The 17,733-nt window shown below is 57.5% G+C and carries 17 protein-coding genes and 1 riboswitch; of the genes, 5 read left to right on the top strand and 12 right to left on the bottom strand.

The annotated features are described in order from the left end of the window. Nucleotides 1-396: 396 nt before the first annotated feature. From OEL83_03680 to prfB, 3 genes are all read left to right on the top strand, one after another. Nucleotides 397-1,284, top strand: a complete 888-nt coding sequence (locus OEL83_03680) for a hemolysin family protein (protein MDK9706130.1) — start codon at nucleotides 397-399, stop codon at nucleotides 1,282-1,284. After that, nucleotides 1,281-2,849 carry an apolipoprotein N-acyltransferase gene (gene lnt / locus OEL83_03675; protein MDK9706129.1) on the top strand — a complete coding sequence of 523 codons (1,569 nt, stop codon included), beginning with the start codon at nucleotides 1,281-1,283 and terminating at the stop codon, nucleotides 2,847-2,849. Before OEL83_03680 ends, lnt begins: the two co-directional genes overlap by 4 nt. Nucleotides 2,850-2,976: 127 nt before the next feature. Further along, a protein-coding gene (gene prfB, locus OEL83_03670; GenBank protein MDK9706128.1) for a peptide chain release factor 2 occupies nucleotides 2,977-4,087 on the top strand; the annotation gives its coding sequence in 2 pieces (ribosomal slippage) (nucleotides 2,977-3,060 and nucleotides 3,062-4,087; 1,110 coding nt in all). A 126-nt stretch (nucleotides 4,088-4,213) separates the two neighbouring features. On the opposite strand, the gene ald is transcribed toward prfB, so the two are convergent. Both ald and OEL83_03660 read right to left on the bottom strand, forming a co-directional pair. Further along, nucleotides 4,214-5,326 (bottom strand): alanine dehydrogenase, encoded by a 1,113-nt coding sequence (gene ald, locus OEL83_03665; GenBank protein ID MDK9706127.1) that lies wholly within the window; start codon nucleotides 5,324-5,326, stop codon nucleotides 4,214-4,216. Nucleotides 5,327-5,352: 26 nt separating this feature from the next. Beyond that, nucleotides 5,353-5,796: an Lrp/AsnC family transcriptional regulator gene (locus OEL83_03660; protein MDK9706126.1), complete on the bottom strand. Its 444-nt coding sequence runs from the start codon at nucleotides 5,794-5,796 to the stop codon at nucleotides 5,353-5,355. 571 nt (nucleotides 5,797-6,367) lie between these two features. Here OEL83_03660 and OEL83_03655 point away from each other — a divergent pair. Beyond that, the gene (locus tag OEL83_03655; protein MDK9706125.1) at nucleotides 6,368-6,598 is read left to right on the top strand and encodes a hypothetical protein; all 231 of its coding nucleotides are present in this window, start codon (nucleotides 6,368-6,370) and stop codon (nucleotides 6,596-6,598) included. A 30-nt stretch (nucleotides 6,599-6,628) separates the two neighbouring features. Here the strand turns inward: OEL83_03655 and OEL83_03650 are convergent, their stop codons facing one another. From OEL83_03650 to thiM, 10 genes are all read right to left on the bottom strand, one after another. Beyond that, nucleotides 6,629-7,054: a DUF5329 domain-containing protein gene (locus tag OEL83_03650; protein MDK9706124.1), complete on the bottom strand. Its 426-nt coding sequence runs from the start codon at nucleotides 7,052-7,054 to the stop codon at nucleotides 6,629-6,631. A gap of 19 nt (nucleotides 7,055-7,073) precedes the next feature. Further along, the gene (locus OEL83_03645; GenBank protein MDK9706123.1) at nucleotides 7,074-7,688 is read right to left on the bottom strand and encodes a LysE family translocator; all 615 of its coding nucleotides are present in this window, start codon (nucleotides 7,686-7,688) and stop codon (nucleotides 7,074-7,076) included. A 119-nt stretch (nucleotides 7,689-7,807) separates the two neighbouring features. After that, complete coding sequence (locus OEL83_03640) at nucleotides 7,808-8,983, bottom strand: beta-lactamase family protein (protein ID MDK9706122.1); 1,176 nt, start codon at nucleotides 8,981-8,983, stop codon at nucleotides 7,808-7,810. Between the two features lie 18 nt (nucleotides 8,984-9,001). After that, entirely contained in the window at nucleotides 9,002-9,634 is a 633-nt protein-coding gene (locus OEL83_03635) for a class I SAM-dependent methyltransferase (protein MDK9706121.1), read from the bottom strand. Nucleotides 9,635-9,778: 144 nt separating this feature from the next. Beyond that, nucleotides 9,779-10,732 carry an ABC transporter substrate-binding protein gene (locus tag OEL83_03630; protein ID MDK9706120.1) on the bottom strand — a complete coding sequence of 318 codons (954 nt, stop codon included), beginning with the start codon at nucleotides 10,730-10,732 and terminating at the stop codon, nucleotides 9,779-9,781. Further along, complete coding sequence (locus tag OEL83_03625; GenBank protein MDK9706119.1) at nucleotides 10,729-11,478, bottom strand: ABC transporter permease; 750 nt, start codon at nucleotides 11,476-11,478, stop codon at nucleotides 10,729-10,731. The genes OEL83_03630 and OEL83_03625 overlap by 4 nt, the downstream gene beginning before the upstream one ends. Continuing rightward, the gene (locus OEL83_03620) at nucleotides 11,475-12,251 is read right to left on the bottom strand and encodes an ATP-binding cassette domain-containing protein (protein MDK9706118.1); all 777 of its coding nucleotides are present in this window, start codon (nucleotides 12,249-12,251) and stop codon (nucleotides 11,475-11,477) included. Before OEL83_03620 ends, OEL83_03625 begins: the two co-directional genes overlap by 4 nt. An 8-nt stretch (nucleotides 12,252-12,259) precedes the next feature. Then, nucleotides 12,260-13,075 carry a bifunctional hydroxymethylpyrimidine kinase/phosphomethylpyrimidine kinase gene (thiD, locus tag OEL83_03615; protein ID MDK9706117.1) on the bottom strand — a complete coding sequence of 272 codons (816 nt, stop codon included), beginning with the start codon at nucleotides 13,073-13,075 and terminating at the stop codon, nucleotides 12,260-12,262. 151 nt (nucleotides 13,076-13,226) lie between these two features. Further along, the gene (gene thiE / locus OEL83_03610; GenBank protein ID MDK9706116.1) at nucleotides 13,227-13,886 is read right to left on the bottom strand and encodes a thiamine phosphate synthase; all 660 of its coding nucleotides are present in this window, start codon (nucleotides 13,884-13,886) and stop codon (nucleotides 13,227-13,229) included. Between the two features lie 12 nt (nucleotides 13,887-13,898). Further along, entirely contained in the window at nucleotides 13,899-14,705 is an 807-nt protein-coding gene (thiM, locus tag OEL83_03605; protein ID MDK9706115.1) for a hydroxyethylthiazole kinase, read from the bottom strand. Between the two features lie 81 nt (nucleotides 14,706-14,786). Further along, a riboswitch (TPP riboswitch) is annotated at nucleotides 14,787-14,874 on the bottom strand. A 463-nt stretch (nucleotides 14,875-15,337) separates the two neighbouring features. Between thiM and OEL83_03600 the strand changes: the two genes are divergently transcribed. After that, nucleotides 15,338-17,731, top strand: coding sequence for a molybdopterin-dependent oxidoreductase (locus tag OEL83_03600; GenBank protein MDK9706114.1), 2,394 nt, complete (start codon nucleotides 15,338-15,340; stop codon nucleotides 17,729-17,731). The last annotated feature ends 2 nt before the right edge of the window (nucleotides 17,732-17,733 follow it).

The following is a 17,733-nucleotide window of genomic DNA, read 5'->3' as shown; positions in this document are numbered from 1 at the left end:
GTGCTGGTTTATCTGAACTTGAAAACCGTCCTAACGCTAATAACACAAAGAAAACGGTCTGTTACTCCTGGTCCCTCCTCGACATCGGCATAATATGCCGGCAAGTTGCCGGAGGAAATCGACGCTACTATAGTCATGCCCTGGCAAATAGAAAAGAAAAATTATCCGCAGCCATCCTCCACCAAGGTAAACATCAGTATATATTCAATAGGTTACCCCGTTTTTACCGGGCAAATCCCAGGCTTTTGTCGACCTGACCAGCGAAAGAAACACCAAGAGACGATTGATTTTTCTGAACTGGGTGTTATTTATCTAGGGTATTAACATTCTCGACAAGCAGATGCTGCCGCAGCAACCCATAGCCACCTGTAAACAGGCTACAAACCAACCCAAACGATGAGCGAAGACAACACCACAGACGCCCAGGAATCCGACCAGGAAAACGGAGTTCTGAAGCGGCTGAAATCGATGTTAACTTTCACCAAGCCCGGAACCAAAGAAGATCTTGATCATGAAATTCAAGAACTTCTCGAAGAAGGCGAGGAACACGGATTGATCTCGTCCCTTGAGGAAAAGATGATCAATTCGATCCTCGAATTCCGGGAGACCTATGCCTCAGAGATCATGACACCGGCGGCGGAGGTCGTTTCCTTTGACGAGGCCTCGCCGATGTCGGAACTGATCGATATCGTCATCCAAAGCGGCTTCACCCGCATCCCGGTGTATCGCAACAATCCGGACCATGTCATCGGGGCAATCCACGCCAAGGACCTGCTCAGGCTCTGCGCCCGGCCGGAACCGGGACCGGGACCGGTCGACCTGGAGAGCTACCTGCGGCCGGTCTATTTTATATCGGAATCGAAACCGATCGTCGACCTGCTCCGCGAATTCCAGAAACGCAAGCTGCATATGGCGATGGTCATTGACGAGTTCGGCACGGTTCGCGGCCTGATTACCCTGGAAGACATCCTCGAAGAGATCGTCGGCGAGATTGATGACGAATACGACGAGGACGAAAGGCAGATCGAGGTCATCGACGACCTGACCATTCAGGTCCATGCCTGGCTTGATATCGAGGTCATTGAAGAATATTTCGACACCGAGTTTCCCGAAGGCCCCTACGAATCGGTCGGCGGCCTGGTCATACATGTCCTTGGCCGCCTGGCGGTGGCCGGTGATGTCGTTAATATCGGCGGCTTCCGCTTCGAGGCGAAAACCGCCGATTCCCGGCAACTGAAGATGGTGCGCATCAGCCGGATAGTTGAGGACCAGGAACGAAAGTGACCTCCTTCCTGCGCAAGCCCTATCTGCTGGCGGTTCTTACCGGCCTTGGCCTGTGGTTTTCCTTTCCCGGCAGCGGTGGACTCTGGCCCCTGCTGCCCGTCGCCCTCGTCCCCCTGCTCTTTGCCATAGAGGCCGGCAGCCCGCGCCAGGCGGTACTCTGCGGCCTGGCAGCCGGTCAGGTGCATTTCGTCCTGTTGCTGTATTGGATTATCACCGTCCTCGGCACCTACGGTGGTCTGGCCTGGTACCTGTCCATTCCGGCGCTGCTGCTTCTCGCCCTGTATATGGCCCTGTATTATGGCCTTTTTGCCGTGCTTTCCCAGGCCACTTTAAAGATTTTCCCTGCGACCCTGGCCCTCTGGCTGCTGCCGGCGCTGTGGGTGGGCCTTGACTGGCTGCGCGGCGTCATATTTACCGGCTTTCCCTGGATGGATCTCGGTTATGCCCTCTACGCGGTGCCGCCGGCCATTCAGATTGCCGATCTGGTCGGCCACCATGGAGTTACCTACCTCCTGGTCTTTATAAATACCCTGTTGTTTTTACTGATAAAATCCAGGCAATCGCGGCGCAGCCTGGTGCTCCTCGCCGCCCCTGCCTGCTGCCTGCTTGCGGCCGTCGCCCTGTATTCACAGCAGCGGCTGGCCGAGGTCAGTGGCCAGCAAACCACCGGGGCAAGGCCCCACACGACCATTGGTGTCGTCCAGGGCAATATTGACCAAAGCGTTAAATGGTCGCCATCGCAGCAGGCAGCAACGGTACGGACCTATCTGGACCTGAGCGAGTCGCTGCTTTCTCCCCAGCACCCGGAGCTGATCCTCTGGCCGGAAACCGCCCTGCCCTTTTATCCCCAGATGAGCGAACACATGGCCACCCTCACCGGCTTCGTCGCCGGCCGCGACCTGGCCCTCCTGACCGGGGCACCGTGGTATGAAATCCTTGACCGGAAGGAAAAAAAGATCCTGTATTACAACAGCGCCGTCCTCCTCCAGCCGGATGGTCTGTTTCATGGCTCGTACTACAAATCCCATCTCGTGCCCTTCGGCGAGTACGTTCCCTTGCAAAAATATCTGCCCTTTATCGCCCCCCTGGTGCAGGCGGTCGGCGATTTCAGCACCGGAACAATCGAACGGCCGCTGGCCTGGAAGGCCGCCCGTGCCGGAGTGCTCATCTGTTATGAATCGGTATTCCCGGAGCTTTCCCGGCAATGGGTCAATGCCGGCGCCAATGTTCTGATAAATTTGACCAACGACGCCTGGTATGGTAAATCGAGTGCCCCGTATCACAGCCTGGCCATGGCGGTGCTCCGCGCCGTTGAAACGCGGCGCAGCCTGATCCGCTCTGCCAATACCGGCATCTCCGCCTTTATCAGCCCGACCGGGCGTATCGATCTGCAATCGGAGATCTTCGTGCCCTTTGCCGCGGCGAGAGCGGTTCTTCTGCAGGACGAGAAAACCTTCTGGGTGCGTCATGGCTATCTCTTTGCGCCGCTCTGCCTGGCTGCCGGTCTTCTCTGTGGCGGCAGCGCGCTTGGTATTAGACGGCGGCGGAAAACGCGGGTATACTGATGACAGCAGGCCGGCCGACTACAGGTTGCCTGGTTGTGGCCGCGTGCAGCCACATTTTCGAGAATTTCTTACCCACATAAACAAGTATTCTTTTTCAGGATCCACTACAAAGCTTCAAGGTTAAATTATGGTTATCGAAAGCGGTGCAGCAGTATCGAAACAAAGGCTCGGAGATCTCAAGAATCGTCTTCTCGTGCTCAAGGAGCATCTTTGACTTAGATAGAAAAAGGGAAAAACTGGCGGCGCTGGAGCGGCAGACCCTGGCGCCCGGTTTCTGGAACGAAGCCGACACCGCCACGGTGGTACAGAAGGAACATGGCCAGTTGCAGGAAACCATCGTCGGCTGGGAAAATCGCTGGAAGCACCTCGAAGAAACCGAGCTTTTTCTGGAAATGGTCATGGAGGATAAGGACGCCGACCTGGAACTGGAGATCGCCCACAGCATCGATGCCATGGAGGCGGGACTTGCCCAGGCCGAATTGGAGTGCATGTTCAATGGCGAACACGACGGCAACAATGCCATCATCGCCATCCATGCCGGTGCCGGCGGCACAGAGGCCCAGGACTGGGTGGCCATTCTCATGCGCATGTACCTGCGCTGGGGTGAACTGCACGGCTTCAAGACCGACATCCTCGATTATCTGGCGGGTGATGAGGCCGGCACGAAAAGCGTCACCATCATGTTCAAGGGCCGCTCGGCCTATGGCCTTCTCCGCTCGGAACTGGGAATCCACCGCCTGGTGCGCATCTCTCCCTTTGATGCCAGCGGCAGGAGGCATACCTCCTTTGCCTCGGTCATGGTCATGCCGGAGCTTGACGACTCTATCAAGGTAGAGATCGACGACAAGGATCTGCGGATAGACACCTACCGGTCAAGCGGTGCCGGCGGCCAGCACGTCAACAAGACCGATTCGGCGATCCGCATCACCCACCTGCCGACGGGCATCGTCGTGCAGTGCCAGAACGAGCGGTCACAGCATTCCAACAAGGACACCGCCATGAAGATGCTCACCGCCCAACTCTACGCCCTGGAAAAGCAGAAGAACGCCGAACGGGCTGAGGGACTTGCCGGCGACAAGAAGGGCATCTCCTGGGGCAGCCAGATCCGTTCCTACGTTCTCCAGCCCTACCGGCTGATCAAGGACCACCGTACCGACCACGAAACCGGCAACGTCGACGCGGTGCTCGACGGCAATCTCGATCCCTTTATCAAGGCCTATCTTTTATTAGGAAGGTAAAGCTGAGTTGAGCAGCTTGTCTACTCGTACGAAACCCGCCCTTGCGGTATAATAGACTTCGCTTAAAAAACCAAAGGCCGACTCGTTCCCGAGTCGGCCTTTGGTTTTTGCGGCTACTGTACTTTTTTATAGAACCTCTGCAACCGGCGTATATTTCAGGCCAAAGGCCTCGGCTACCGCCGGATAGGTGACCTTGCCGTTTACGACGTTGAGGCCACGGGCAATCTCGACGTTATCCTGGCAGGCCTTCTTCCAGCCCTTGTCGGCAATCTGCAGGGCATAGGGCAGGGTGGCGTTGGTCAGCGCCAGGGTCGAGGTCTTGGCGACCGCCCCGGGCATATTGGCAACGCAGTAATGCACCACACCATCAACGGTATAAACCGGATTGTCGTGGGAGGTTGCCTTCGAGGTCTCGAAACAGCCACCCTGATCGATGGCCACATCAACCATGACCGCACCCTTCTTCATTCCCTTCAGCATCTCCTTGGTCACCAGCTTCGGTGCCTTGGCTCCGGGGATGAGGACCGCACCGATGACCAGATCGGCCTTCTTCAGCAACTCGCGCAATTTCGGCACGCTGCTCATGACCGGGAAACAGTTGCTGGGCATGACCTCGCGGAGATAACGCAGGCGATCGAGGTTGGTGTCGAGCAGGTAAACGATGGCGCCAAGACCACAGGCCAGGAGCGCGGCATTGATGCCGACCACGCCGCCGCCGATGACCACCACCACTCCCGGCTCAACACCCGGCACGCCGCCGAGAAGGATGCCCCGGCCGCCCTTGGTCATCTGCAGGTAGTTAGCACCTTCCTGGGCCGCCATCCTGCCGGCGACCTCGCTCATCGGAGTCAGCAGGGGTAAAGAACCGTCGGCTTTCTGGATGGTCTCGTAGGCGATGTTTACCGATTTGGCCTTGACCAGGGCCTTGGTCTGCTGCTCATCGGCCGCCAGATGGAGATAGGTGAAGACGATCTGGCCCTTGCGAATATGCTCGTACTCCTGCGGCTGCGGTTCCTTGACATGCATGACCATGTCGGCCTTGGCATAGATCTCGGCCGCTGTACCAATGATGGTTGCCCCGGCACTGGTGTATTCGGCGTCAGTGAAGCCGCTGCCCTTACCGGCACCCGCCTCGACAAGAACCTGGTGTTTGTGATGGGTCATGACCTCAACACCGGCCGGGGTCATGCACACTCTGTTTTCAGCGATTTTAATTTCCTTGAGAATTCCGACGATCATTGCTGTCTCCTGTGTTGATTCTTGAATCAAAGTATATAGGGCACCTTAAGATTGTAGCCTTTGAACACCACGAAACTTTCCACGGTCTGCACATCCTGAATCCGGGCCACCTGCTCGGTGATGAACTCCAGGAGGCTGTACCCTTGGCCCAGAAGGACCTGGAGAATGATGTCGTACCTGCCGGTCACTATTGCCGCGGAGACCACGCCGCGCAACAGACTGAACTCCTCCGCCTTCTTTTGCAGCTCCATGCTTTTCAGTTTGACCCCCAGATACAGCATGTTGTGACCGGACAGAGCGTCAACCTGAACGGTCCCGGCGAAGGCAAGAATCCCTTCGTCCGTCAACTTGTTGACCCGGCTGCGAATGGTGTTTTCGGTGACGGACAGTTCTTCAGCGATGAGCTTGAAGGATTTGCGGCCATCTTTTAAATGCCGAAGAATTTGGATGTTGGTCTCGTCTATATCCATTTTGACAGGTCGGTCATACAGGGAAGACATTCGAGCAAATGAATGCGAAATGAGTTATTCTAAATAATTTACCTCATTTTTTGATGGATTGCCAAATATATTTGAGATTTTTTTAATAAAACATCAAATACCCCAAAAAATGCCAATGCATCTTCCCCCATCTTTTCCATACGGTGATGATCGTCCTCAGGATTTCATAGGGGACAAGCCACAGGGCTCTGCCGCTTCCAGACATATCACAGCACTTCCCATTCCCCTGATGTCCTGCCCTGTACGGCAAGAGCTTGTTGAGTTTCCGGCAATTTTACCACCGCTGCCATCCTTTGCTTGAGGATATGCGACGGCCGCATCGCTTGTCAAATGCAGGTGAGCCGTTTTTCACCACTGCCTGATGCCGGGGAAACGTCACCTTCCGACGAGGGAGGTGTGATGGTGGTACAGCCAGACAGCTGAGCATCGAACGCCCCCCGGAAGAAGTTACCGTTTACAAGCGAGACGGCAGTAAAGTATCAATAGCCTGCCGGGTGGCAGCCAGGTGAAAACCACACTGAATTGCGCAGGCGACACACTGATGGGGAAATCAACTTCCACCACCAGTGCGCTTGCTGTTGAAATGACCTTTGCGCCCAGCCTTGACGCCAGCGGCAAGGTTATGACTCTAAAGGTTACCCGGCAGACCCCAAAGGCCTTGTCAATCAGACGCAGATATACCAGAAGCAGTTGCGCCCAACGGCCAAAGCCCTGGAAGGCGCAGTTTCAGTCTTTCCGGAGGACTACCGCTAGGCGTTTGCGCCGGGAGTGAAACGGAACCAGTTGCTGAAAAGACGCTGCGTTAGGGCCGGTTTTGAAACGCTGGGTCAGGACCAGAGAGGTCGGCGGCTGAACGGATTGTCGCAAGTTGCGCCAAGAGCCACTGCCTGCTCGACAGAGGCTCGGTTTCGCCGCACTGGACAAGATATTCCCGGCCGCTGGTACTGCTGGCGGTCGCCGCGAGGTCGATGAACTGCTCGGTGTTTTGCACACCGTGCTTGTCTTCCAGATATTCGAGCTTGCGCAGGAGATGCCTCTTGGCCTCCGGCGCCGCATGCCAGGAACCGTTGCGATTAAACCGGCAGCTGGAGACTTCAAGGGCCGACAGTAGGGCCTCGATTTCAGTGCGGACCTGCGGGGGAACTGGTGGCGCGGCATGCAGCCCGGCAGTAAAAAGCAGGAGGGGCAGAACCGGAACAAGCAGTTGTTTAAGAATTCGGGAAAACACGGCTACACCATAGCGGCGGTCATTTTTCAGTGAAGGCGAGATGCGCCCCAAGACCGACAAAGACCGCGGCAAAACCCTTTCGAAACCACCCTTGAACACGTGGCGACTCAATAACCACCCTACGAAAGGCATGAGCGAGAAAGCCATAAACCACGAACACGGCAAAGGTCATGGCCATGAATACCCCGCTCAGCAGCAAAAGCTGGGCAAGCGGCTCGGTTGTGCCTGGTTGGACAAACTGCGGAAGGAAGGCCAAAAAGAAAATAGTCAGCTTCGGATTGAGGATATTGAGCAAAAACGCCTTGACGACCAGGCCCGCCGCCGTACTGGCCGATGGGCTATCGTCGACGGTGAAGGCCGATTTGTCCCGCCAGGTGGCATAGGCGATATAGAGCAGGTAGGCAACGCCGGCATATTTGAGGGCCTGAAAAACCAGGGCGCTGGTATGCATGACCGCGGCCAGCCCCAGGACCGTCGCCATGAGATGCGGCAGAATCCCCGCCGTGCACCCGAGTGCCGCGAAGACACTTGCCTTCCGGCCTTGGACCAGGCCCGTCGATACGGTAAAGATGACCCCGGTTCCCGGGATGAGGACCACGATGAGCGAGGTGACGAGAAATTCGATGGTCAACATGCTGATTCTCCTTGGTATTGTTGGCGCTGAGTTTGTTCCGGCAAAACGGTGCAACTCTAATTTGAGTTCTTCTTCCCCATTGGAACTCCAGACTTTATAATTAGTCTGTTTCCCCAAGATTATTCTTTACTGGCCAAATAGCCCATGATCAAATCATGCACCTCGGGCCTCAGTGTTTTGATGGCCTGCAGGCCATCCGGTGCCAGAATCCTGTTGGTCAGCAGGACAATGCCGCAGCCACGGCTCAGATCCATCCACAGGGATGTCCCGGTAAAACCGAGATGGCCGAAGGACAGCCGGAAGAAATACCGGCCGCTGCTTGATCCCAGGAGAGAAGGCGTATCAAATCCGTAAATATAGCCTGAGCCACTTTCTCTGCTCCTAAAACCCTGCAATATCTCCTCACTGAGGCCCAAGCGACAGCTTTTGCCCTGCAGCTCCGCCAGGATTCCTTCGATCCATGCCAGTGTCCCGGCAAGCGTTGCAAAGAGCCCGGCATGCCCGGCCACGCCTCCCAGGGCCCGGCAGTTGTCATCATGGACAGTCCCCCGCAAGACCTGTCCCGACCACGGGCAGATGCCGGTCGCGGCAAAGCCGCTTGCCCCATGCCCTGCCTGTTTCTTAAAGCTGCGTTGAGCAGCTTGTCTGCTCAAACGAAACGTATGCCCTTGCGGTATAAAGAAGATTTGCGTCCGGTCGATGGCCAGCGGCTCCAGGATGTGTTTCTCGAAGAACCGGTCGAGGGGGAGTCCTGAGACCTGTTCAACGATCCAGCCGAGCAGGATAAACCCCAGATCGCTGTACAGGCAATTTGTACCGGGGATATTGCAGAGTTTTTCGCCGAGGATTTTGGCGATCAGGAAATCTCGCCTCTCCTCTTGGGGAAGCTGAATGAGTTCAAGGTAATACGGTTGATGGGCGGACAGACCGGAGGTGTGGTTGATGAGCTGGCGAAGGCTAATGTCGGCCTTGTCGCTTGCAATCTTAGGGAAATATTTTACCAGGCGGTCATCAAACTTCACTGTCCCGCTGCTCGCCAGGAGCAAAACCGCCAGGGCCGTCACCATCGGTTTGGTCAGCGAGGCCAGGTCAAAACAGGTATCTCCTGACACTGCCGAATCGCCCGGAGCAAAGCCTGTCGTGCCGTAATACCAGGCATCCCGGCAGGTCTCTCCCTGCCTTGCGGCAACAAAACCGAGCGAACATGCCGAGAAGGCCTTCCGGTCGAGATAGCCGTTTACCAGCGCGTCCATTCTTTGCTGCATGTCACCATGATTGACGGTGCTTATCGGCATAGCATCAAGCCTCTGCCTTTATCCCTTCCGGCCGCTGACCAGAAAGACCGAGAAGTTTCTCTTTGTCCCGCCGGCAGCGGGTTTGACGAGTTCGGTGGCGGTACCGTCCTCAATGTCGAGCAATCCGGCACCGGCGAACATCGCCCGCACCATTCCCCGATCGAAACCGAAGTGGTGAACGCCGGTGTTGTCGTCGTGGAAGAGGCCACCGTCCGGATCGAGGTCGGCGACGGCCAGGATGCCGCCAGGGGCAAGGGCACTGCTGAGATGGCCGAGCAGGGCCTTCGGATCGGCGATATGATGCAGAGTCATGCAGGAAGTGATCAGGTCATAGCTCCCGGCCAGGACCTCGCCCTTCTCGACATCGACCAACTGGGTACGAACATTGGTCAATTTGCCGATATCGACCTTGGCCCGCAGGATTTCGAGCATCCCCGGCGAGCTGTCGATGCCGGTGATCGAGGCGACCAGCGGCTGGAGTTTCAGGCTCAACAGCCCGGTGCCGCAGCCGAAATCGGCGGCATTCATTGCCCGGTTCGGCGAAACCCGGCGGATGATCGCCTCCGCCACCTCTCCGGCCAGTTTGACCCGCGCCGGGTTCTCGTCCCAAGTGGACGCTGCTGCGTCAAAATCCTTTTTATCTGTGGTCATAGCAACCCCATGCTTTGGCAGTATTATTCAGGTAAGGTGGCAAGGCCGCTGAAAGCTCTTCTTGGTATGCCACCGCCAACAATAATCACCATTTTTACCAGCAAGGGCCTTTTCTTGCGAAAACCACTATTTTTCATTCAGCTCTCAAGGAAGCTCAATCGCCCAGCCGGCAAGCGGTGGTACCGTCTTTACCATGTCCTGTTTCTGGAGAAAGGCGGCAAAACGAACATAGCGGTTGCGATCGAGGGCGCCCGGCCTGAGGGCAAAGCGCGGCAGGGTATCACGCCAGGCGCGGCGGTTCAGCTCGTCATCGAGATTTTCCCGGCCATGGCTGGTAAACATCTTCCAGCTCTCCTCGGGGTGATTGACCAGGTACTGCACCCCTTCTTCCAGGGCATCGACAAAGCGGCGCATCTTCGGGTCAGCGGTGGCGGTGTTCTTGGCGACGAGGATCAATTCGTCGTAGGCCGGGACGCCGTATTCCTCAACGAAAAATGCCCGGCCCGGCCGCCCCTCGATGGCCATCTGGTTGAGTTCAAAATTGCGGAAGGCACCGATCACCGCATCAACCCGGCCAGCCAGCAATGCCGGGGCGAGAGAAAAGTTGACATTGACCAGCTTGACATCCTGCAGCGTCAAACCCGCTCCCGCCAGCATCGCCTGCAGCAGAGTGGTTTCAAAGCCGCCCACCGAATAGCCGACCGTCTTGCCCTTCATATCGGCAAGGGTCTGGATCTTGCCATCGGCCAAAACCACCAGGCAGTTGAGGGGGGTGGCGACCAGGGTGGCGATGCGGGTGAGCGGCAGACCCTGATCGACCTGAACCTGGTGCTGGTGCTGGTACGACACGGCGATATCGGCCTGGCCGGCCGCCACCAGCTTCGGCGGATCGTTGGGATTGGCCGGGGCAATAAGCTCGACGTCCAGGCCTCGCGCGGCAAAAAAGCCCTTTTCCAGGGCAACATACAAGGGTGCATGGTCGGGGTTGATATACCAGTCGAGAAGAACAGTCAATTTTTCTCCGGCGATGGCTTGGGCGGCAGGCAGCAGGCATGCCGCCACGACAAGAGAGGCTACGATTTTCAGCAATCTTTTCATGAGTTTTTTCCTTTTTCTGGTTCCCAGAAGATGAGCCTTGCGAGAAGGCGGTCAACGATAAAAGACAGGAGGAGAGAGACCCCCGCCAAAACCGCCAGGGCGGCAAACATCCGGTCGATCTGCATGCGGCCGTTGGCGTGGAGCATATAATAGCCGAGGCCGGAACTCGCCCCCACCCACTCCCCCACCACCGCGCCGATCGGCGCCACCGCCGCGGCCATCCTCACCCCGGCGGCAAAGGCCGGGAGCCCGGAGGGGATGGTGATATAACGGAGGGTGGCGGCGGGCCCCGCCCCCATGATCCGGGCAAGCTCCAGCAGTTCCGGATTGGTGCGCCGCATCCCCTGATAAAAGGAGGCGGCCACCGGAAAAAAGATGATAAGCAGGGCCATGGCGATCTTCGAGGCCATACCGTAACCGAGCCACAGGACCAGCACCGGGGCGAGGGCAAAGACCGGCAGGGCCTGGCTGATGACAAGAAGCGGCAGCAGCCACCCTTTCAGCCGGGCCGAAACGATCATCGCCAGGGCGCAGGAGGTGCCGAGGAAGATGCCGAGCAGCAGACCGACAAGCATCTCCAGGGAGGTAATCGCTAGGTGGCCAAGCAGGACTGGAAACTCCGTCACCAAGGCCCTGGCGACCGGCCAGGGGCCGGGCAGGATATAGGCCGGGGCGCCGGTGAAAATGACAATGCCCTGCCACAGGGCCAAGATGCCGAGGCTAAGCACGAGAGGTCTGACGGTCACGGGTTCTCTCCATCCATGAGCATGGCCAGAAGCTCGGTATACAGCCGGGCGATCTCCGGCTGACCGGGAGACCGGGGCGGCCTGCCCGGCGGTTCGAAACTTGCGGCGACGCGTACTGGCCTGCCGCTGAGGACAACCACCCGGTCGGCAAGGCGCAGGGCCTCAAGGGGGTCGTGGGTTACCAGCAGCACCGTCCGCCCTTTGATCATACCGGCGGCCAGATCCTGCAGGCGCTGGCGGTTGAGGGCGTCGAGTGCCGAAAACGGCTCATCCATGAGGACGATTGCCCGTCCCTCCATGAGGGTACGCAATAGGGCGCCGCGCTGGCGCATGCCGCCGGAGAGCCTGCCGGGCAGGTCCTGGCCGTGACCGCCAAGCCCGGCTCGGTCCAGGAGGGCAGAGGCTCGCTGCCGCAGGGAGTCATTCAGTTCGCCGCGCAGTCTTGCCCCGAGAAGGATATTGTCGAGCAGCGGCAGCCAGGGCAAGAGGAGATCGTCCTGGCCCATCCAGGCCACCGCCATCTTCGCCCTGGCAGGGTCGAGTTCGATGGAGCCGCCCGAAAACGGCGGTCCGGATCCGGCGATGCATTTCAGGAGGGTCGATTTGCCGCAGCCACTTGGCCCGAGCAGGCAGGTGGTCCGGCCGCCGTCCAGGCGCAGGGAAAAATCATCGAACAGCCGCCGGGCGCCAAAGGCCACGGTGAGGCGATCGATGATCACCGCCGGAGCGGCATCCCCGGCTAAGGACTCCCCCGGATCAGCGGCGCAGGCCAAGACCTCTCTCACCAGAAACCGTGGAAATGGTGCACCGGTCCATGCCCCTGGCCGATGGTATAGGCAGCTCCGGCGCCGATGGCCTCGGTTATGTAGTCCTTGGCCTGGCGCACCGCATCCTCGACCTCGGCCCCTTTCGCAAGGCCGGCTGCGATGGCCGAAGACAGGGTGCAACCGGTGCCGTGGTTGTTGACGGTGGTGATGCGCCTGCCGGGCAAGTTGACCATCCGCTGCTCACCGGCCAGATACAGACAATCGTCGCAGTCGCCCGCTACCAAATGCCCGCCCTTGATCAACACATTGCCGCAGCCCAGCCCAGCCAGCTCAACCACCGCCTGATGGATGTCAATGAGGGTCTGAACCTCCCGGCCCAGGAGCACCGAGGCCTCGGGGAGGTTGGGGGTGATGACGTCAGCCAAGGGGATGAGGTATTCTTTCAGGGCATCGATCGCCTCATCCTGGACAAGCTTGTCGCCGCTCTGGGCGACCATGACCGGATCGAGGACAATCCGCCGCACCCCGTGCCGCCGCAAGCCCTTCGCCACCGTTCTGATCAGGTCGGCGGAAAAGAGCATGCCGATCTTCACCGCATCGCAGCCGATGTCCGGGAGCACCGAATCCATCTGGGCCCGGACAAAATCCACCGGTACCGGATGAATGGCCGAGACCCCCAGGGTATTCTGGGCGGTCAGGGCGGTGATTACGCTCATGCCGTAGCAGCCGTTGGCGGCGATGGTCTTCAGGTCGGCCTGGATACCCGCCCCGCCGCCACTGTCGGAACCGGCTATGGTTAAAACCCGGAAATAGTGTTTTTCGTGTGTCATAATTTCCTTTCCTTTTAGTGCCTTACTCGAGAATAACTGGCATAAAAAACAAGCAAATGAGTTTGAAAAGCCTTGGTGATAGGGGTACAACCAAGGTACTTATACCGCTCAAGGGGGCGCTAAAAAGAGTCCCCTCTGCAGTGGGAGAGGATTACATCCCTTGGCTTGCGGGCACCAGCCCGCTTGAGTTACCTCGATATATTCGCTGTTTCAGTGCCGCCGCGGCAGTCTCGGGACAGGAAGCGGCAACAATCGCCGAGACCACCGCCACCCCGTCCGCTCCGGCGTCCATGACCTGCGCCGCATTGCCGATATTGATGCCGCCTATCCCGACCAAGGGCAGGCGGACCCTCTCCCTGATTAACCTGATCCCCGCCAAGCCAAGGGGTTCCGCCGTATCCTTTTTTGTATTGGTGGCAAAGACCGGACTGATGCCGATGTAATCCGCCCCCTCTTCTTCCGCCCGCAGCGCATCGTCAAGGGATTCGGCGGAGACACCGATGATCATGCCAGGCCCGGCTATCCGCCTGGCATCGGCGATATGCATATCCTTCTGGCCAAGGTGCAACCCATCGGCACCGGCCGCGAGCGCCACATCCAGGCGGTCATTGATGATCAGAGGCACACCGCTGCCGCGCAGCATCTCTGCAAGCAGACGGGCCTCGGCAACAAACTCCCGGGTCGTGCAGTGCTTTTCCCGCAGCTGCACGGCGGTAACCCCGCCGGCAACCGCCGCCCGCACCACCTCGCAGGTTGTCCGGCCCAGCGACAGGGTCCGGTCGGTTACCAGATATAGGGAAAAATCAATCATGACTGACCCTCATCAGGTGACGGTAAAGAGGCAACGCTCGGCAACCTCGTCCGGGGAAAGACAATACAGGGCGTCAAGGAGGTTTATCATAAAGGTACCGGGTCCGGATGCTGCGGCGCCTGCCCGCTCGCCGGCGGCGCCGAAGAAGGCAAGGCCTGTGGCCGCAGCCGACAGCGGGTCCGGGTCAACCGCCAGGAAGGCGCCGATGATGGCAGTGGCCGAGCAGCCGGTGCCGGTGACCATCGGCATGAGATGGTGGCCGCCGGTTACCCGCACCAGCCTTTTGCCATCGGTGACCAGATCGGTAGGGCCGGTGATGGCGACGGTCGTCCCCAGAGTCAGGGCGAGCTGTCGTGCCGTTTCTCCGGCGTCATCGACCGCATGCAGCGAGTCAACCCCTTTGCCGCCTCCCTGGCCTGTGCCAAGGGAAAGGATCTCCGAGGCGTTGCCGCGCACCACGCTGACCGTGGTCTCGGCAAGAATTCTTTTGGCGGCAGCGGTGCGCAAAGCGGTGGCCCCGGCCCCCACCGGATCAAGAACGATGGGCTTGCCGAGGGTCGTCGCCCTTTTTCCGGCAAGGACCATGGCATCGACCCAGGGATCGGTCAGGGTGCCGATATTGAGCACCAGGGCCCCGGCAAAACCGACCATCTCTTCCACCTCAGCCTCGGCATGGGCCATGACCGGGGAGGCCCCCATGGCCAGGAGGACATTGGCGGTATAGTTCATCACCACAAAATTGGTGATATTATGGATCAGCGGTTTACTTTCCCTGATTTTCTGGATATTTGCTGCGGTTCTGTCTACTAGATCTAACATGATGCGCCTCGTTTCCGGAAACGATAATGAGGAAAACGGGCGGACACAACGGGAGAGAGTACACCAAACCAGGATACCAATAACGATATGTCTGCAATTCCCTACGCTGGAATTAACCAGGTCAGGTTCAACGGGTATGATCTCAGGCCTTGCGCCACCCCTGCATAAACGCGTGTGCGTTTCCTTCCTATAAAAAAAGAACCGGTTCTTGTCAATCCTTAGCTCCTGGGCCGGAAACTTCTTTTCCCTTGGCAAAATGACAATAATACCTGGAAAAGTTCACATTTAACCGCACTGGCGACGTAGGAGGGGCCCTTTTCTGGGTGGTTTTTATCGAAAATTTTTCTGAAAAAATCCATATGGTCGTATTGTCATTTTCGCTCCTTTTATGGATACTATTGCAACCGGTAAACTCCTCATGTGTATAGTTTTACCTCGTCATATCACAGTGTAGTACCGTTTTTAGCAATACTGGGATGGCCGGCCCACAGGGTCTATTAAAGAATTTCATGTATCTCTAAAAATAGTATTTGATTAATCTCTTAAATAGAGTTACGCTCAGGTACATGTGAAAAATTCGATATCTCGCAGGCAACTGTTGCCGTTACTCTAAACCTTTTCGGAGCAAGACTATGCAGGTTGAGATCTCAAGAAGGAGATTTCTGCAGGGAAGCGTGGCCCTCGTGGTGCTGGGCGGAGTCGGCGGTGCAACACTCTCCGCTACGGATCTTCTCGCCAATTTCCAAAAGGACACGGCCGTACCGACCGGCACGATCCCGACTATCTGTGAAATGTGCGTCAACAAGTGTGCGGCCATTGCCCATGTCCGTGGCGGCATCGTCAAAAAACTTGAACCCAATCCCTACTTCCCGAAATCGAGAAACATGCTGTGCGCCCGAGGCGCTGCCGGCATTCACGCCCTGTACGATCCCGACCGGCTGAAATACCCGCTGATCAGAATAGGCAAACGGGGCGATGGCAAATATAAAAGGGCCACTTGGGATGAAGCCTATGCCTATATCGAAGAAAAGCTCGTTAAGATTCTCGATGAAGAAAAAGACAACCGTTCCTGCATCGCCTACTGCGCCGGAGAAGGCCTGGGTGAGCATACCTACAAGACATTTATGGCAGACAAATTCGGTTCCGCCAACTTTCTCAATCATTCGACCATTTGTCTGCAGACCGCCGTTTCCGGCTACACCCTGACCATCGGCGGCTATGGCCTGGCCGACCTGGAGAATGCCAAATACATCATCATGGCCGGGGCCAATCGCGCCGAAGCGATCCTCACTCCGGACACCATGGACCTTTTCAAGCGCACCCGCGGCAGGGGCGCGAAACTGGTATACGTCGATCCGCGGTTCACCAACACCGCCATGCACGCCGACACCTATGTGGCGATCAAACCGGGCACCGATCTGGCCTTTGTCCTCGCCCTCACCTTCGTTGCCCTCTTCGAGGGGCTGTACAACAAGGCCTTCGTTGCCAATAATTTCAACGACTTCGACAAATACCACAAACACATTACCGACAGCGGCTACACCCCGGAGTGGGCGGAAAAGATCACCGGCGTCCCGGCTGATACAATCCGCACCATTGCCCGCGACTTCATGGCGGCGGCGCCACAGGCCATCTATTACGCCGGGCGGCGCACCACCTGGGCGAAAAATGATTTCCAGCTGCGCCGGGCGATGGCCATTTTCTCCGCCCTGGGCGGCGGTATTGACGTGAAAGGCGGCATTGTCTTCGGCAGCAAACTGCCGCTCGGCGAACACCCGGCAACGGCACCCCTGTACGCCAACGCCAAATCGCGACTGGAAAAGAACGCCGCGGCGGTTATCGGCGCCACCGGCTCCTGGGTAGCCTTTCGCAACCTGGTGGCCGATGGCAAAGCCCCCTATCCGGTCAGGGGCATGTTTGTCTACAAGCAAAACCCGATGCTGTCGGTCCCCGACACGGCGAAGACCAGGGCAATGTTTGAGAAGATGGATCTGGTGGTAGTTATCGACACCATACCCAGCGATACAGCAATGCTCGCCGATGTCATCCTGCCGGAATGCACCTATCTCGAACGGGAAGACCCGGTACAATCCTATGCCGCCATCGAACCGGCGATTATCCTCAGGAAAAAGGTCATCGAACCGATGTACGAAACCAAACCGGTCATCGATATCATGCGCGGCCTGTCCGCAAGGCTTTCTCAACCGCTCTGGGAAATCACCAAAAAATACGACGAAGACGTTCAAACAGAGCTGGAGACAAGATCCGAGGACGAGGTCTATACCGAGGGCGGCTATGATCTGACCGAGCCCTTCAAGCAATCGCAGGAAGAGCTGAACAAGCACATGGTTGTCAGCAAACACGGGGAAGAGGCCTGGAAAATCCTCCGGGAGAAGGGTGTTTACTATCCGAACATGCAGACATATTTCACGAAAATCAACAACAACACCTATGCCTGTTACCCGGAGGATAAAAAGATCTATTCGGTCCTCAAAACCGAGGAAGCGGTCGTTGGCGATCCCGCAAGCCTGCGCCGGATCTTTGCCACACCCAGCAAAAAAATCGAATGTTTTCTGGGAAGTATGGCCACCAAGGGTATCGATGCCATGCCCACCTGGAAGGACGAGGAATATGTTCGAATTCCCAAAGGAAAATTCAAATTCATCAGTGGCCGCCATGCCCAATTTACCCAGAATTCCACGCAAAACAACGTCATCCTCCTTGACCTGATGCGTGAAAATTATGCCTGGATCAACGACCGCGAGGCAAGGGAGCTGGGCATCGCCTTTGGCGACCTGGTGGAAATCACCAGTAGTGTCGGCAAGGTACGGATCAAGGCCTACCCCACGCCGAAGATAGTCCCGGAAACCATTTTCTATATCCATGGTTTTGGTTCGAAATCGGCCGCCCTCACCTTTGCCCACCGCAACGGCGCCAGCGACAATGAGATCATCGAAGGCAATATCGAACCGGTGTTTGGCTGTGCAATCATGCATGACACGTTAGTGTCCGTCAGAAAGGTGTGATT

Origin of the sequence: Desulforhopalus sp., from assembly GCA_030247675.1 — a bacterium.
In the GTDB taxonomy this organism is placed as follows: Bacteria; Desulfobacterota; Desulfobulbia; order Desulfobulbales; family Desulfocapsaceae; genus Desulforhopalus_A.
Note: the sequence above shows the minus strand (reverse complement) of the source record. Positions and strands in the feature narration are given on the sequence as shown.

What these genes read in the sequence shown, in the direction of transcription:
- OEL83_03680 (MDK9706130.1), top strand. Translation starts at nt 397, where the DNA reads ATGAGCGAAGACAACACCACAGACGCCCAGGAATCCGACCAGGAAAAC.
- thiM (MDK9706115.1), bottom strand. Translation starts at nt 14,705, where the DNA reads ATGTTAGATCTAGTAGACAGAACCGCAGCAAATATCCAGAAAATCAGG.
- OEL83_03635 (MDK9706121.1), bottom strand. Translation starts at nt 9,634, where the DNA reads ATGACCACAGATAAAAAGGATTTTGACGCAGCAGCGTCCACTTGGGAC.
- thiE (MDK9706116.1), bottom strand. Translation starts at nt 13,886, where the DNA reads ATGATTGATTTTTCCCTATATCTGGTAACCGACCGGACCCTGTCGCTG.
- ald (MDK9706127.1), bottom strand. Translation starts at nt 5,326, where the DNA reads ATGATCGTCGGAATTCTCAAGGAAATTAAAATCGCTGAAAACAGAGTG.
- OEL83_03655 (MDK9706125.1), top strand. Translation starts at nt 6,368, where the DNA reads ATGGGGAAATCAACTTCCACCACCAGTGCGCTTGCTGTTGAAATGACC.
- OEL83_03600 (MDK9706114.1), top strand. Translation starts at nt 15,338, where the DNA reads ATGCAGGTTGAGATCTCAAGAAGGAGATTTCTGCAGGGAAGCGTGGCC.
- OEL83_03640 (MDK9706122.1), bottom strand. Translation starts at nt 8,983, where the DNA reads ATGCCGATAAGCACCGTCAATCATGGTGACATGCAGCAAAGAATGGAC.
- OEL83_03630 (MDK9706120.1), bottom strand. Translation starts at nt 10,732, where the DNA reads ATGAAAAGATTGCTGAAAATCGTAGCCTCTCTTGTCGTGGCGGCATGC.
- OEL83_03645 (MDK9706123.1), bottom strand. Translation starts at nt 7,688, where the DNA reads ATGTTGACCATCGAATTTCTCGTCACCTCGCTCATCGTGGTCCTCATC.
- thiD (MDK9706117.1), bottom strand. Translation starts at nt 13,075, where the DNA reads ATGACACACGAAAAACACTATTTCCGGGTTTTAACCATAGCCGGTTCC.
- OEL83_03660 (MDK9706126.1), bottom strand. Translation starts at nt 5,796, where the DNA reads ATGGATATAGACGAGACCAACATCCAAATTCTTCGGCATTTAAAAGAT.